Annotated in this window: 10 protein-coding genes; all 10 read left to right on the top strand. The window is 38.5% G+C overall.

The features are described 5' to 3' along the window. Positions 1 to 3 precede the first annotated feature (3 nt). The 10 genes from EGT49_RS09255 to EGT49_RS09205 all read left to right on the top strand — a co-directional run bounded on the left by EGT49_RS09255 (position 4) and on the right by EGT49_RS09205 (position 16310). Positions 4 to 1626: a glycoside hydrolase family 13 protein gene (locus EGT49_RS09255; protein ID WP_135373710.1), complete on the top strand. Its 1623-nt coding sequence runs from the start codon at positions 4 to 6 to the stop codon at positions 1624 to 1626. 1 nt (position 1627) lies between these two features. After that, positions 1628 to 3262, top strand: a complete 1635-nt coding sequence (locus EGT49_RS09250) for a glycoside hydrolase family 13 protein (RefSeq protein WP_135373708.1) — start codon at positions 1628 to 1630, stop codon at positions 3260 to 3262. 33 nt (positions 3263 to 3295) lie between these two features. After that, positions 3296 to 5539, top strand: coding sequence for a glycoside hydrolase family 65 protein (locus EGT49_RS09245; protein ID WP_135373706.1), 2244 nt, complete (start codon positions 3296 to 3298; stop codon positions 5537 to 5539). A 57-nt stretch (positions 5540 to 5596) separates the two neighbouring features. Continuing rightward, positions 5597 to 6268 carry a beta-phosphoglucomutase gene (gene pgmB, locus EGT49_RS09240; RefSeq protein ID WP_135373704.1) on the top strand — a complete coding sequence of 224 codons (672 nt, stop codon included), beginning with the start codon at positions 5597 to 5599 and terminating at the stop codon, positions 6266 to 6268. A 23-nt stretch (positions 6269 to 6291) separates the two neighbouring features. Next, complete coding sequence (locus EGT49_RS09235) at positions 6292 to 7278, top strand: aldose epimerase family protein (RefSeq protein ID WP_135373702.1); 987 nt, start codon at positions 6292 to 6294, stop codon at positions 7276 to 7278. A 262-nt stretch (positions 7279 to 7540) separates the two neighbouring features. Further along, the gene (locus tag EGT49_RS09230) at positions 7541 to 8353 is read left to right on the top strand and encodes an HAD family hydrolase (protein ID WP_135373700.1); all 813 of its coding nucleotides are present in this window, start codon (positions 7541 to 7543) and stop codon (positions 8351 to 8353) included. Positions 8354 to 9210: 857 nt separating this feature from the next. Then, entirely contained in the window at positions 9211 to 11499 is a 2289-nt protein-coding gene (gene yicI, locus EGT49_RS09220; protein WP_135373696.1) for an alpha-xylosidase, read from the top strand. Positions 11500 to 11638: 139 nt separating this feature from the next. Then, complete coding sequence (locus EGT49_RS09215) at positions 11639 to 12790, top strand: ROK family transcriptional regulator (protein WP_135373694.1); 1152 nt, start codon at positions 11639 to 11641, stop codon at positions 12788 to 12790. A gap of 762 nt (positions 12791 to 13552) precedes the next feature. Next, positions 13553 to 14854: a PTS sugar transporter subunit IIC gene (locus tag EGT49_RS09210; protein ID WP_135373692.1), complete on the top strand. Its 1302-nt coding sequence runs from the start codon at positions 13553 to 13555 to the stop codon at positions 14852 to 14854. A gap of 1 nt (position 14855) precedes the next feature. Next, entirely contained in the window at positions 14856 to 16310 is a 1455-nt protein-coding gene (locus tag EGT49_RS09205; protein WP_135373690.1) for a glycoside hydrolase family 1 protein, read from the top strand. The last annotated feature ends 272 nt before the right edge of the window (positions 16311 to 16582 follow it).

Below are 16582 nucleotides of genomic sequence, written 5' to 3'. Positions count from 1 at the left end.
AATTTGCAAAAACATTGGTGGCAAGAAACAACCGTATATCAAGTTTATCCACGCAGTTTTAAGGATTCAAATGGTGATGGAATTGGTGATCTACAAGGAGTCATCAGTAAACTAGATTATTTACAAAATTTAGGAATCGGAGCAATTTGGCTCTCACCAGTCTATCGTTCACCTAATGACGACAACGGTTATGATATTTCAGACTATGAAGATATCATGCAGGAATTTGGAACCATGGCCGATATGGACAAGTTAATTGCTGAAGCTAAAAAACGCAATATCAGAATCGTGATGGATCTAGTAGTTAATCACACTTCTGATGAACACAAGTGGTTCATTGAAGCTAAAAAGGGTAAGGACAATCCTTATCGTGACTATTACATCTGGCGTGACCCTAAAGATGGTGGCGTACCAAATGATTTGAAGTCATCCTTTAGCGGCAGCGCTTGGCAATATGATGAAAAGTCCGGTCAATATTACTTACATCTATTCAGTAAGAAACAACCAGATTTGAATTGGGAAAATCCCAAGGTTCGTCAAGCGGTTTATGACATGATGAACTTTTGGATTGATAAGGGTATCGGTGGTTTCCGAATGGATGTTATCGATCTGATTGGTAAGCAACCAGATAAAGAAATTACTGGTAACGGTCCTAAACTTCATGAGTATCTTCACGAAATGAACCGTGCAACCTTTGGAAAAAAGGATATGTTAACAGTTGGTGAAACCTGGGGTGCAACGCCAGAAATCGCCAAAATGTATTCTGATCCTAAACGTGAAGAATTAGCTATGGTCTTCCAGTTTGAACATAGTGAATTGGATCAACAACCAGGTAAACAGAAATGGGATCTTCTACCATTAAATGTTGGTAAATTAAAAGCTGTCTTGGCTAAATGGCAGACAGAACTTGGCAATGAAGGTTGGAATTCACTCTTCTGGAATAACCATGACCTACCAAGAATCGTTTCCCGCTGGGGCAATGATAAAGAATACCGAGTTGAAAGTGCTAAAATGTTCGCTATTTTGCTGCACATGATGAAGGGAACACCTTACATCTATCAAGGCGAAGAAATCGGTATGACGAACAAACCAATTGCTGATATTTCCGAAGTTGAAGATATTGAAAGCCGCAACATGTATCATGAAAGACTTGAGGCTGGATATAAGAAAGCAGATATCATCAAGTCGATCAATACTAAAGGCCGTGATAACGCTAGAACCCCAATTCAATGGGATGAAAGTGAAAATGGTGGCTTCACAACTGGTACACCATGGTTAGCCGTTAATCCAAACTACAAACAAATCAACGTCAAAGATGCCTTAGCTGACAAGAATTCAGTTTTCTATACTTATCAAAAATTAGTTCAACTCAGAAAAGATAACCCAATCATGATTTGGGGAGATTTCAAATTACTCGATACACCAGATACGATTTTTGCTTATGAAAGATCCTATCAAGGTCAAACTTGGCTAATCGTCAACAACTTCTCAAATGATAAACAAACTGTTTCTTTTGATGAAAAAGTTGGTGAGACGATTATTCAAAATTATGATCATGCAATCAAGGATGTCTCAAAACTTGAATTGAGTCCTTGGGAATCATTTGTTGTGAAAGTGGAGGATTAAGATGGCAGATAAAACTTGGTGGAAAAACGCTGTTGGATATCAAGTTTATCCACGGAGTTTCAAAGATACTAACGATGACGGTGTGGGTGATATCCGCGGTATCATCGAAAAGTTACCTTATTTAAAAGACTTGGGTGTTGATTTTATCTGGGTCAATCCAATCTATAAATCACCTAATGTCGACAATGGTTACGATATTTCTGACTATGAAAGTATTGAACCTGAATTTGGGACGATGGATGATTTCAAAGAGTTGTTGAGTAAAGCTCATGCCTTAGATATCAAGATCATCTTAGATCTAGTAGTTAATCATACTTCTGACCAACATCCTTGGTTCTTAGAATCAAAGAAGGGTAAGGATAATCCTTATCGTGATTACTACCTGTGGGCCGATGCGACTGAGGATAAGATGCCAAATGATTGGAAGAGTTTTTCTGGACATTCTGCTTGGACTTACGATAAAAATTCTGGTCAAGCCTACTTCCATGTTTTTGCAGCACAGCAACCGGACTTAAATTGGAAGAACCCCAAAGTTCGGCAAGCAATCTACAAGATGATTCGTTGGTGGCTTGATTTGGGTATTGATGGATTTAGAATGGATGCCATCAGCCACATTCAAAAAGAGCCTTGGGACTTCAAAATTAAAGATAACCCTTGGGCACCTTTTATGAATGTTAAAGGAATTGACAAATATATGACTGAACTACGTGATATTTTCAACGAGTATTCAGTCATGACAGTTGGTGAAGCTAGCGGTGTTACGAGTCGCAAGGCTATCAATTGGACCGATCCTAATCGTGATGGTTACATCAATATGATTTTCCAACTCGAACAAAATGTTCAAGTCGGCAAGCCCGGGGAACAACGAATCCAACCGCTAGGTTTTAAGAAAGTCTTGGCTCGTTGGCAACGTGATTTAGCTGATGGTGGTTGGAATGCACTCTACGTGGAAAATCACGACAATCCTAGAATCAATACGGTTTTAGGTAATCAAACTAAACAGTCAGCTAAAGCAATTGCGGCGACTTATATGTTGTTAAGAGGAACGCCTTTTATTTACCAAGGACAAGAACTAGGGATGACTAACTATCCATTCACTAAACCTGATCAAATGGATGGCTTAGATATGGATATCTTTAAACAAATCGAACAAAGTGGTCACTCAAAGGAAGAGACGATGAAAATCATGTCACATTGGTCACGAGACAATGCTCGAACACCAATGCAATGGGATGATTCAAAATTTGCCGGCTTTTCCGATAAGACTCCTTGGCTAGCAGTTAATGACAATCACCAAACAATCAATGTTGAAGCAGAAATTCAGGATAGTGATTCAATCTTGAATTTCTACAAGAAATTGATTGCCTTAAGAAAGAGTGAAAAAGCCTTTTCTGATGGTAGTTTTGAATTGATTTTAGACAATGATCCAAGTGTCTTCAGTTATTTACGAAAAGATTCAGAACAGACTTTCTTAATTATTAGCAACTTGGGTGAAAAATCTCGCAATGTAACGTTGCCAGAAAAGATTGTTAAACACAATTGGCAAGTAGTTTTGACTAATGATGAAACTTTACAAATTAACAAGAATTTACAAGTTGCACCTTTCGCTGTAACAGTTTTTAAAAAAATTAATTAGAAGTTAAATTTTATATGTATGGTGGTTTGAAAGATGAAAAGAATATTTGAAGTGGCACCTTGGAATGTGGTCACACACAAATTAGACAAGGAAAATAAGCGACTACAAGAGAGTTTGACCAGCTTAGGAAATGGTTACATGGGGATGCGTGGTAATTTTGAAGAAGATTACTCCGGCGACAGTCTACCAGGAATTTATTTAGCCGGTGTCTGGTATCCTGATAAGACCCGTGTTGGCTGGTGGAAGAATGGCTATCCTGATTACTTTGGTAAAGTTATCAATGCCGTTAATTTCATTAAGATGAACTTCTTGATCGATGGTTCAAAACTTGATTTATACACTGATAAAATCAGCGATTTTACTTTAGATTTGGATATGAAGAATGCCAAATTGAATCGTTCCTTTGTAGTTGAAAAAGACGGTAGTAAAGTTAAATTCAATTTTGAAAGATTTTTAAGTGTCGCTCAAAAAGAACTATCAGTTCAAAAAGTTAGCTTTGAAAACGTTGGTGACAAAGCAGTTGACGTTAAAGTTATCTCTAGCTTAGATGCTGACGTGAAAAATGAAGATGCCAACTACGATGAACACTTCTGGCAAGTTCTAGAAATTACTGAAGATGGTATCATTGCGGAAACTAAACCAAACGACTTTGGTACTCCAAGATTTACTTCTGGAATGCAAGTTAGCTATGTAACTGGATTAAAAGAAGTCGATCATGAAGTTGGTAAGTTAGAAACAAGCAAGACTTTTGAAATCAACCTTCAACCAAATGAAGTCGGTAGTCTTGAAAAACGTGTTATCGTTGTCACATCTCGTGACTATGAATCAGTTGACGACATTCGAGATGCCATGGAAGGTATTTCTGCTAGAACTGCTAAGGTAGACTATGATGATTTACTTTCAGCACATGAAAATGTTTGGGCTGATCGTTGGAATCAATCAGATATCAAGATCGACGGCGACACAGATGCTCAACAAGGTATGCGTTTTAATCTCTTTGGCTTATTCACAACATATTCTGGCGAAGATTCACGCTTGAATATCGGACCAAAAGGATTCACTGGTGAAAAATACGGTGGGGCTACTTACTGGGACACAGAAGCATTTTGTATCCCCGTTTATCTAGGTGTGTCACAACCAGAAGTTACTAGAAATCTTTTGATGTATCGTTATAACCAACTCGATGGAGCTTACATCAACGCCCAAAGACAAGGCCTCAAAGGTGCTTTGTACCCAATGGTTACCTTCAACGGAATTGAATGTCATAACGAATGGGAAATCACTTTTGAAGAAATTCACCGTAACGGCGATATAGCGTTCGCTATTTACAATTACACTCGTTACACAGGTGATAAGTCATTTGTTCTTCACGAAGGTAGTAAGATGTTGACAGAAATGTCACGTTTCTGGGCTGATCGTGTTCATTACAGCAAACGTAACGAACAATATATGATTCACGGTGTAACTGGTCCGGATGAATACGAAAATAACGTTGACAATAACTGGTACACTAACTTGTTAGCTCGTTGGACTTTGAAGTACACTTTGGAAATTCTTGGAGAAGTTTCAAAAGATCAATTTGCTAAACTTGCTGTTACTAAAGAAGAAATGGCTCACTGGCAAGATATTGTAGACAAAATGTATCTACCATATGATGAAGATCTAGGAATCTTTGTTCAACACGACGGTTTCTTAGATAAAGACATCGAACCAGTCAGTGCTATTCCAGAAGATCAATTACCAATCAACCAAAATTGGTCATGGGATAAGATTTTACGTTCACCATATATCAAACAAGGTGATGTTCTTCAAGGAATCTGGGACTTCATTGATGACTTCTCAGATCGTGAAAAGAAACGTAACTTTGATTTCTATGAACCATTGACAGTTCACGAGTCAAGTCTTTCGCCTGCAATTCACTCGGTATTAGCAGCTGACCTTCATTATGAAGAGAAAGCGGTTGCTTTATATGAGAGAACAGCTAGACTAGACTTAGACAATTATAATAATGACACTGCAGATGGTTTACATATCACATCCATGACAGGTGGCTGGTTAGCTATGGTTCAAGGATTTGCTGGTATGCGTGTACATGACGATGGTACTTTGAGCTACAAACCATTCCTACCTAAGAAATGGAACAGCTACTCATTCAGACAAGTATTCAGAGGTCGTGTCATCGAAGTAACTGTTAAAGAAGCTGGACCAGAATTCAAGTTAGTTTCAGGAGATCCACTTCAAATCAACGTTTATGACAAACCACTAATGCTTAAATAATTGTATTTTAAGGTGTCTGAAGTTTCTTCGGGCACCTTTTTGTGAAGGAGAAGACTTATGGTAAAATTTGAACAAATTAAAGGTTTTGTATTCGATCTAGATGGCGTGATTGCTAGTACATCAATTTATCACGCAAAAGCTTGGCACCAATTGGCTGATGAATTAGGTGTCACATGGACAGATGAACTGGGCGACCAATTAAAGGGTGTCAGCCGGATGGATTCTTTGGAATTGATTCTTAAAGCTGGCGGCAAAGAAAACGATTACACACAAGAAGAAAAGGTTAAATACGCTACTAAGAAAAATGAAAACTACGTCAATCTTTTGAGCAATTTAACTGATGACGATATCTTGCCTGGTATGAAAGACTTCATCGAAGATCTTGCTGCTCACAACTATTTGATTTCTCTAGCCTCAGCTTCAAAGAATGCTCCAAAAGTCTTGGAAGCTTTGAATCTTGATAAATACTTCAAGGAACGTGTTGATCCAGCTACTTTGAAACACGGTAAGCCAGATCCAGAAATCTACGTTCGTGGTGCCGAAATCTTGAACTTGAAGCCTGAAGAATGTATCGGGGTTGAAGATGCTGCTGCTGGTGTACAATCAATCAATGCGGCTAATGAAACTTCAATCGGAATTGGTGATCCAGAAGTTCTTAAAGCTGCTGACATCAACTTTAACGACACTTCAGAAGTAACTTTGGAAAACATCAAGAAAGCTATGGCTTAATAAAATAAAAAGTAGGTAGGAATATGACAGTTTCAAAAACAATTTTTGGGGAAATTGATTCTGAACCGGTTTACCTCTACAAAATTACTAATAAAAATCAAACAAGTATTAGTGTTTTAAGTTATGCTGCAACTTGGCAAAATTTTGAGGTAGTGGAAAACGGACAGAAACATTCATTGATCGAACATTTTGATAACCTTGACGATTACATCAAAACACCTTATCAAGTTGGGAAAACGATTGGACGTGTAGCTGGTCGGATCAAAGACGCTACTTTCAAGATCAAAGGTCAAGAGTATCAGATGGAGCAAAATGAGGGTGAAAACTTCTTGCACGGTGGCAGCCACGGTTTGCAATATCAAAACTTTAAAGGTGAAATTGTGACTGACCAAGCCGTTAAATTTAAATATGTTGTCGATGGTGAGGATGGCTTTCCAGGCAAATTAGCGGTTAGTGTCGTTTATATTTTAAGCGATGAAGATGAAGTAACAATTCTTTACTCTGGAATTAGTGACCATGACACACTCTTTAATCCAACTTGTCACGTTTACTTCAACGTTGGTGACGAAAATATTCGTGATCAAAAACTTCAAATTAACGCAGATAACTTTCTCGATGTTGACGACGGCAAAGTTCCAACTGGTCGTTTGTTGCCAACTGATGGCCCATATGATTTCAAAGAGCCTAAGACAATTGGTAAAGGGCTAGATGAATTAGCCTTGCTTGATAAGTTTGAATATGATGATGCTTTTGTTGTAGGTCGATCCGCTGCAACTATCAGTAGTAAAGATCGTGCAGTAGATTTGGAAACTGACCGTAATGGGATGGTTATTTTTACTGCTAACCCAATCGATGAGAAAAAGGCTGATAAGCGTGAATATGACTGTTTAGCAATGGAATTACAGACATTACCTGATGCAATTCATCATCCAGAATTTGGCGATACTATTTTGAACAAAGATGAAAAAATTGTTTACGCAAATAAGTATCGTTATCGCAAATTAAATTAATTTTAAAAAATCCTAAAGGCAAAAGTCCTTTAGGATTTTTTTGTTGAAGTATGCTGTCCTCCACAACAAACTCAATTTGGGATTGGGACTGTTACAGAGTATGTGGTATTTAAAAGCTTAGCTTGTTTGAGTAAGATATGGATTTACAACTAGACAATTTTGTCTGTCAAGGGGTGAAATTTCTGGCAAAGTAAAGTAAACGGTTCCAATAATTTGGTACAATAGAATATGAGTTTACTAATAATGATTCGAGGGAATTGTGATGCCAAAATATTTAGTTTTTATGGATCTTGATAATACTTTGTTAGGAAGCGACCACAAGCATATTTCAGTTCGTACAAAGGCTACGATCGAAAAACTGCAAAAACACGAAGTAAAATTTTACATCTCGACCGGTCGAATGTACGAATTAGCCAAAATCACCCAGAACCGTTTGAATCCAGAAGTAGGGATGATTACCTCAAATGGTGCCGTTTTTGACGGAATCAACGGTCAAGAAGTCACACTTTTGGGCAAGAAGACAGTCGAGGAAGCTTATAAAGTGACACACGACCGCAAATTACCAATGATGCTATTTACCCCAGATACAGCTTACTTCACTGAAAAGATTCCACACTTCATCGCTCAAAATGCCGGAAACTTCGATGAAGCTTTTGGTTACCATGAGATTGAAAATTTTGAAGAATTACAAAAAGTTGCCGGAATTATTACTAATGGAGTAGTCTTGTCACGCGGTAATATGGATGAATTGGACCAAGTAAGAAAAGAATTAGCTGCCACAAAACTATTACGCCTATCTGCCTCAGGCCCCGATAATATTGAAATGATTCCGTTAAAGACTGACAAAGGGACAGCCATCAAAAAAGTTCAATTAGAAACAGGCGTCGACAAAGATCACACCTTCGTTTTCGGAGATGGGATGAATGATTTAGGAATGATGAAACAAGCTCATTATTCAGTAGCAATGGGCAATGCCATTCCAGAAATCAAAGAGACAGCAAACTTTGTCACCGATTCAAACGTAAATGACGGAATAGCAACATTTTTAGAAGCTCATTTTAGAGAATTGTTTTAAAAATAATTTGAGATAGTTCTTTTGAAGGGGAGTGGTGTATTGCCGTCTTCCACAACAGCTCTGGGAAACGCTGGAACGCTCTGGGCACAACTTGGAGCCAATTCCAAAAGCGGGAATTGTCTTCAAGATTGGCCTTTTTGTAAATGCTAAAGCATTAACAAAAATTTCAGGGCTGAGCATTTCCCAGAGCTGTTGCTCCAGACTGGATTTCAGATTTTTGCAGCATCTCAGTAAATTCTGAAATTAGATATACTTCTATTCGAATTGGGGACTTAACTGTTTTATAGTCTGGATGCGTTAGAGCATTTAATATTTTGATTGATTTAATTTGATGTAAAAAATAGAAGATCTTACAAGAGTTGCAGGAAAAAGTTGCAAACTAGTAGGGTCTTTTTTCTTTTAATGTATTATTCCCATTTTGAATAGAGGGGGAAAACACAATAACTCATCAAAATACCAAGATCCAAGTCAGAATAGAATTAGTATTCTTAAATGAATGGAAAGTAGATAAATCATAGAAGTAAAATTCAGCCTGGAGCACAAAACCTGCGATGGCTCAGCCGCCAAATTATTCTTAGCGCTTTAGCGCTTAGAATAAGGCCTAGTTTTGAGATTTTGCGTACTGTGCAAAAGCTCAAAATAGCGCCGGCAGCGTTCCAGTCCATCGCAGGTTTTGTGCGGAAGGCGGCATACTTCACCTAAAAGAAATACCACAAAATACTACTTTTTTAGCAAAATTTGAAAAGAAATCAAAAAATCAATTGAATTATGTGGTTAATGTTGTTTATAATGTAAGCGTTAACTTAGTTAGTTCGTTAAAAGAACAAACTAAAATACCGATAAAGAGGGTGCATTTAGTGAAGTTTACTAATGGTTATTGGATGAATCGTGAGCAATATGACGTTGATTCACCAATGGAAGTTTATGACGTAAAAAAAGAAGACCGGACATTGTCGGCCTTTGCGCCATTTAAGAAAATCACTAGTCGTGGTGATCAATTGAATCTTGGGGCAACGACTTTGACCTTTACTTCACCAGTTGAGAATGTTATTGGCGTAAAGTTAGAACATTTTGACAGTGAAGATCATGGTCCAGCTTTTAAAATTAATGATTTAAAGCCAGATATTGATATTTCAATCGACAAGGATTTAGCAAGTTTACAAAGTGGCGATTTGAAATTGACGTTACCTTTGAAGCGTGATTTCAATTTAAAATTTAGCGCAAATAATCATTTGATTACCGAGTCGGCACCTAAGGCTCAAGGGGTCATTTATGATCATGATAAGAAAATCAATTACATGCGTGAACAATTATCAATGGGAATTGATGAAAAAATTTATGGATTAGGCGAACGTTTTGGAAACTTTGTTAAAAATGGTCAATCAGTTGATATTTGGAATCAAGATGGTGGTACGGGTAGTGAACAAGCATACAAGAATGTGCCATTTTACCTCAGTAGCAAAGGATACGGGGTATTTGTCGATGAACCACAACGGGTTTCGTTTGAAATTGGTTCAGAAAATGTTGACCGGGTACAATTCAGTACTGAGGGTCAATCATTGCAGTATTACGTAATCTACGGACCAACGCCACAAGAAGTCTTGCATCGTTATACGCAATTGACGGGTCAGATCAATTTGCCACCAGCTTGGTCATTTGGACTTTGGCTCAGTACATCATTTACGACCGATTACAGTGAAGAAACGGTTTTGAAATTCATCGATGGTATGAAGGAACACCATATTCCACTAGATGTCTTCCACTTTGACTGTTTCTGGCAAAAAGGCTTTGAATGGTGCACCTTAGACTGGGATAGAGATCAATTCCCTGATCCAGAAGGTTTATTGAAGAAGATTCACGACCGGGGAATCAAGACTTGTGTTTGGATCAATCCTTACATCGCCCAAAAGTCACCTTTATTTAAAGAAGCTAAAGAAAAAGGATATTTGTTAAAACGCTTGAATGGAGACGTTTGGCAATGGGACCTTTGGCAAGCTGGTAACGGCTTTGTTGACTTTACTAATCCAAAGGCTGTTAAGTGGTATCAAGATAAGCTCAAGGACTTATTGAAGATGGGGGTCGACTGCTTTAAGACTGACTTTGGTGAGCGAATTCCCGTCGATGATGTGAAATTCTTTGATGGCTCCAATCCTCAACAAGAGCATAACTATTATACTTTGCAATACAATAAAGCCGTTTATGACGCAATTGCTGAAGTGAAAGGTGAAGATGAAGCGGTCGTCTTTGCTCGTTCAGCAACTACTGGTTCACAATCATATCCAGTTCACTGGGGTGGAGACTGCCTTTCTAACTACAATTCGATGCGTGACACTTTGCGTGGTGGTTTGTCATTCTTACTTTCCGGCTTCGGCTTCTGGAGCCACGACATCGGTGGTTTTGAAGATGGTAAAGATATGCCAACGGCTGACCTTTATAAGCGCTGGACCCAGTTTGGCTTGTTGTCATCGCACAGTCGCTATCACGGCAGTAACGTCTATCGTGTTCCTTGGAATTTTGATCAAGAAGCGGTCGAAAATACTAAGCGTTACGTTGACTTGAAGTTGTCGTTGATGCCTTATTTGTACACCCAGGCAGCACATTCTGCAAATTACGGTAATCCGTTGATGCGTCCAATGTTCATGGAATTTCCAAAGGACCCAAATGTCTATGATAATGGCACCCAATACATGTTTGGTTCACAAATTTTGGTTGCTCCGATCTTTAACGAAACAGGCCAAGCACACTTCTATTTGCCAGGTGGCAAGTGGACTAGCATTTTAGATGGACAAGTCTATCAAGCACCGGAATCTGGCAAGTGGGTCGATCAACAATTTGACGAGTTGAGTTTGCCAGTTCTAGTTAGAGAAAACAGCATCATCGTACGCCACAATAATAGCCATCACGCTTCTTATGACTACGCCAAGGATGTTGAAGTCCATCTATATCAACTAACTGACGGAACAGTTTCAACTAAAGTGGTCGATATTCATGGTCAAGATGTCGCAAAAATTACTGCTAAAAAAGAAAATAATCAAGTAACTGTCAAAACTTCTGGACTCTCTGGAGATGTGACAGTTATCTTGCACGACAACGACAAGACAAAATCAGCCAAGTTAGTCGCAGACGAAGCTGAATTTACTTTATAAAAAGATTTCGCGCCCTCGAAATGCCCTCAATTGTCGTGCACAAACATCAATTCAATCGGATTGGTGTTTTTTTTATTCGTTGGTCTATACACATGTAGTATGATTGTATATATAGAAAAATTTATAAGGGGTTGGTGAAATGAATCGACTAACAATCAGAAGAATTAATGAGTTAAATGTCTTACGCGAAGTTTTTAATCAGACACCAACCTCAAGAGCCGATGTAGCCAAGAAATTAGGCTTGACCAAATCGACAGTCTACAATATTTTTACCCAATTAGAGAATGACAATTTAGTTTATGACATTGGACAAGGAAACAGCACTAGTAGTGGCGGTCGCAAACCGGTTTTAACTAATTTCAACGCCCAAGCCGGCTATACCATCAATACTAAAATCAACAGTAATTCGGTCAGTTGTATGGCCAATTGGCTCGATGGCAGCATAATCGACCACAAAGAATTTCCAACTGAAGGCAAAGAAGCTTCCCAACAATTATTGGCCTTGTATTCGGGTATCAAGCTAATGGAATTGGACAATTCAGACCTAATGGGTATCTCAGTCGCAATCGATGGCGCTGTAAAAAATAATCAAATCGTCTGTGCCGTAAAGAACGACCTAGCCAACTTTGACTTAGTACAAGTTATCCAAAGTAGATTCAATGTCCCCGTCATAGTTGAAAATGAGGCTAACTTAGCAGCCCTTGCCATCAGAGACTTTTCTGATCGAGAGATTGAAAGTGCTGCCGCAGTCAGTTTGTTTGACCGAGTCGGCGTCGGGATGATTATTGACGGACAATTGTATAGCGGGAAAAATTCTCAAGCAGGAGAAATCGGTAATGCCAGATATCTCGGATTAGGAAGCAGTCAACCGACAGCATTGGATGAAGTCGGCTCAGATCAAGCAGTCATAAATAATTTGACTGATTTAAAAGGAAAACCGGTGGTAATCGCTGATATTAAGCGCTGGTATGACTTAGAAGATGAAGACACTTTGGAAGTGTTAAAGAATTTTCAAGCAAGTTTGTCAATCATTTTACAAAATATTTTACTTTTATTTGATCCCGAAAAAGTAGTTCTTAGTTCAAAAGTTTTACGAGCAATACCAGAATTATTGCCTGAAGTAGAGGATGTATTAAGCAATGTGGTCAATCATCCAATTAACATCGAGATGGCGGACAGTACGAATAATGACAATTTACTAGGAGGCTGTGCCTTGATCACGCGCAGTATTTTAGAGCTACCAAAAGTCGAATTGAAGTTTAAGAAAAGAACAGTACCAAGTGTTGATTAACTTTTTTGGGGGATGGTGTAGTATGCCGTCCTCCGCAACAAACTCGATTTTGGGCTGGAACGATGTGGGCACAACTTGAAGCCAATTCCAAAATCGGGAATTGTCTCCAAGATTGGCCTTTGTCTAGGTGCTAAAGCACCAAGACAAATTTCACATCTGAGCCCAAATCGAGTTTGTTGCTCCGGACTGAAGAACGGATCTATGGTTTATTTACTTTCCATTCATCTAGGAATAACTGTTCTATTCAGGCCTTTTCCTAGATGATTTAAAACAAAGAATAACGGCACCTATTTTTATAGTGAACGAATTAAGTTTCGAAGACTAGAAAATGGGTGCTGTTTTTTTATTTTCTTTTTGAAAGTATATTCAATTCAAAATTGAGAAGGTAATCAAATCAAAAACAGAAATTCCAAGGATTTGGAATAGAACTAGTTACCCAAACTAGAATAAATTATAAAAAAAATAAGAATAGTATCTAGTCTGGAGCACAAAACCTGTGATGGCTCAGCCGCCAAATTATTCTTAGCGCTTTAGCGCTTAGAATAAGGCCAATCTTTGAGATTTTTCCGAACTTGAAAAAGCTCAAAGTTGCGCCGGCAGCGTTCCAGTCCATCACAGGTTTTGTGCGGAAGACGGCAAGCAAACACTATCACCCTCAAAAAGAAATTTGGTTATTCATTAAAATCCCCTTGACTAAATCAAAGAAAACGATTACATTTTAGTTAGTTCTTTTAATGAAAAAACTAACTAGGAGGGAAATTTATGAATAGTATTATTTCTGGATTTCAAAACAAGTTCTTGCCCGCTTTGGCAAAATTTGGAAATCTAAAGTATATGGTTGTTCTTCGTGATGGGATGATCATTACAATTCCATTCACAATTTTTGGAAGTATTTTTATGATTGTGGCAAACTTGCCATTCACTTGGTGGGCTGACTTCATCAAACCAATTTCTGGTTACTTGAATGCCGCAGTTACAGTAACATTTGGTATCTTGGCTTTGATCGTAGCGATGGGTATTAGTTACCAATCAGCTAAAGCCAATAAATTGGATACGATGACCGGAACGGTTATTCCAACAGTTGCATTTTTATTAGCAATGTTGAATGACAAAATGGCCATCGATCCAGCCGACCTTGGTTCTGGTGGTATCTTTACTGCTATCGTGGTCTGCATTATTTCTAGTGAAATTATTCGTTTCTGTGTAGCTCGTAATTGGACTATTGAGTTACCAGATTCAGTTCCACCTGCAGTTGCAAAGTCATTTTCATCTTTGATTCCTGGTTCCATTGCTTTATTCATTGTTTGGTTAGTTAGAGTTGTGATGCACATTAATATCAACTCAGTTATCCAAGTTATCTTCTCACCATTAGTTGTTGGACTAGATAGCATTTGGGGAATTGAATTGGCTATCTTCTTAGTCTTAGCACTATGGGTCGTTGGTGTTCATGGTACTAACGTTATCGGAAGTATTTACACGCCTGTTTTCTTGAGTTTCTTGACTGCTAATATCAATGCGGTATCAAAGGGTGAAGCCCCAGTTCATATCGCAGCCGACGGTTTCTTGAACTTTGGTTTGACAATCGGTGGTACTGGTGCAATTCTAGGTTTAGTTTTATGTATGTTCACTGCTAAGAGTAAACGTTACAAGGCAATGCGTAATTTAGGATTGATGCCTTCAGTCTTCAACATTAGTGAACCTATCATGTTCGGTCTACCAGTTGTTTTGAACCCAACTTTGATGGTGCCATTCATTGTTACACCAATGGTTTTGGAACTTATCACTTATTACCTAATGAAATTTGGTGTTATTGGTATGATCGTAGCCCAAGTTCCATGGACAACACCAACAATTGTCAGTGGTTTTCTAATGACCGGTGGCGACTGGCGTGCAGCTCTTTGGCAATTGATTGAATTAATCGTTGCAGTAGCAGCTTACTATCCATTCTTCAAAGTCTTAGACAGACAAGAATTAAAGACTGAACAAGAAGAAGATGCTCAAAAAGCTGCTCAAGCAGATGCAAAATCAGAATCCGTTTCTGGTTCAGCAGTAAAAGGAGCTTAAAATGTATTATCAAAAATTAAAAAAATTCCCTAAAAATTTTCTCTGGGGAGCAGCTTCAGCGGCTTACCAAATAGAGGGAGCTTGGAATGAGGATGGTAAAGGGCCTTCAATTTGGGATACCTTTTCCAAGATTCCTGGCAAAACTTATCATGGAACGAACGGTGATGTAGCGGTTGATCATTATCATCGTTATAAAGAAGACGTCGAATTAATGGCTAAGATGGGTTTGAAAGCCTATCGTTTCTCAATCGCTTGGTCAAGAATTATTCCTGATGGTGACGGAGAAATCAATCAATTAGGAATTAAGTTCTACGACGATTTGATCAATGATTTATTGGCGCATGATATTGAACCAGTAATCACGCTTTATCATTGGGATATTCCTCAAGCCTTGCAGGATAAGTATGGTGGTTGGGAATCTCGAAGTGTGATTGATGCCTTCAGAAAATACTGCCAAGCTGTTTTCAACGCTTATGGAAGTAAAGTTAAATACTGGGTCACTTTCAACGAGCAAAATATTTTCACCGCCATGGGCTATCGTTGGGCCTCACATCCGCCTAATGTGACTGACATCAAGCGAATGTACGCTGCCAACCACATCATCAACTTGGCAAATGCCATGGTTATTAATTTATTCCACGAACTAGTTCCAAATGGAATGATCGGCCCAAGTTTTGGTTATGGTCCGACGTATCCAATCACTGCTAACCCCAATGACGTTTTAGCAGCTGACAACGCTGACGATTTCAACAATAATTGGTGGTTGGATGTTTACTGCCGAGGAACGTATCCCGCTTTAGTAATGAACCACTTGAAAGCTCTCGGAGTTGCCCCAGAAGTCAGTGCTGCCGATGAGAAACTTTTGAAATCAGCTAAACCTGACTTTTTAGGAATCAATTACTATCACGGTGGAACTTTCCAACAAAATCAAATCGAGCATCCAGATACAGATCAACACGAAAAGAACTTTTCTAAAACTGACCCATATTTGATGCAACCAAGGTCAGCTCAAGCCCAAGCTCCAGAAACGACGATGTTCAATAACGTGCAAAATCCATATTTGAACAAAACCCAATGGGGTTGGGAAATTGATCCAGTCGGTTTCAGAATTGCTTTACGTCGAGTATATGAAAAGTATCAATTACCAATCATGGTCACAGAAAATGGCTTAGGTGCACAAGATAAGCTGGAGTCAGATAATGTCGTCAATGACCAATATCGAATCGACTACTTGCAGGAACATATCACTGAAATGCAACGAGCAATGACCGATGGGGTAGAGTTATTAGGTTATTGTGCCTGGTCATTCACCGATTTGTTGAGTTGGTTGAATGGATATAAAAAACGTTATGGCTTTGTTTATATTAATCGAGACGACGATGATCAAAAAGACTTACGTCGGATTCCTAAGAAGAGTTTCTATTGGTATCGTGATTTTATTAATAAAAATTCATAATAGGAATACATTAAAAATTAAATATTTTGCAGTTTAGTTTAGTATGCCGTCCTCCGCAACAAACTCGATTTTGGGCTGGAACGTGGTGGGCACGACTTGAAACTACCGCAAAGAGCGCGGCATTTCCAAGCTCGGCCTTTTACGTAAGCGCTGAAGCGCTAAGTAAAAACAGACTAAGCTAAGTGAGTAAATTAATTTTTGACGAAGAATTAATTTACTCACTTTTTTTGATAAAGTGAATGTGAGATTAATGCCGTACGTGAAATTGGCAC

The organism is Companilactobacillus suantsaicola (genome assembly GCF_004745525.1).
Taxonomy (GTDB): Bacteria; Bacillota; Bacilli; order Lactobacillales; family Lactobacillaceae; genus Companilactobacillus; species Companilactobacillus suantsaicola.
The sequence above is the reverse complement of the archived record's forward strand: the minus strand, read 5'-3'. Positions and strand labels throughout refer to the sequence as shown.

Coding starts and splice junctions, on each gene's coding strand:
- EGT49_RS09250 (WP_135373708.1), top strand. CDS start 1,628: ATGGCAGATAAAACTTGGTGGAAAAACGCTGTTGGATATCAAGTTTAT.
- EGT49_RS09245 (WP_135373706.1), top strand. CDS start 3,296: ATGAAAAGAATATTTGAAGTGGCACCTTGGAATGTGGTCACACACAAA.
- pgmB (WP_135373704.1), top strand. CDS start 5,597: ATGGTAAAATTTGAACAAATTAAAGGTTTTGTATTCGATCTAGATGGC.
- EGT49_RS09235 (WP_135373702.1), top strand. CDS start 6,292: ATGACAGTTTCAAAAACAATTTTTGGGGAAATTGATTCTGAACCGGTT.
- EGT49_RS09230 (WP_135373700.1), top strand. CDS start 7,541: ATGCCAAAATATTTAGTTTTTATGGATCTTGATAATACTTTGTTAGGA.
- EGT49_RS09215 (WP_135373694.1), top strand. CDS start 11,639: ATGAATCGACTAACAATCAGAAGAATTAATGAGTTAAATGTCTTACGC.
- EGT49_RS09210 (WP_135373692.1), top strand. CDS start 13,553: ATGAATAGTATTATTTCTGGATTTCAAAACAAGTTCTTGCCCGCTTTG.
- EGT49_RS09205 (WP_135373690.1), top strand. CDS start 14,856: ATGTATTATCAAAAATTAAAAAAATTCCCTAAAAATTTTCTCTGGGGA.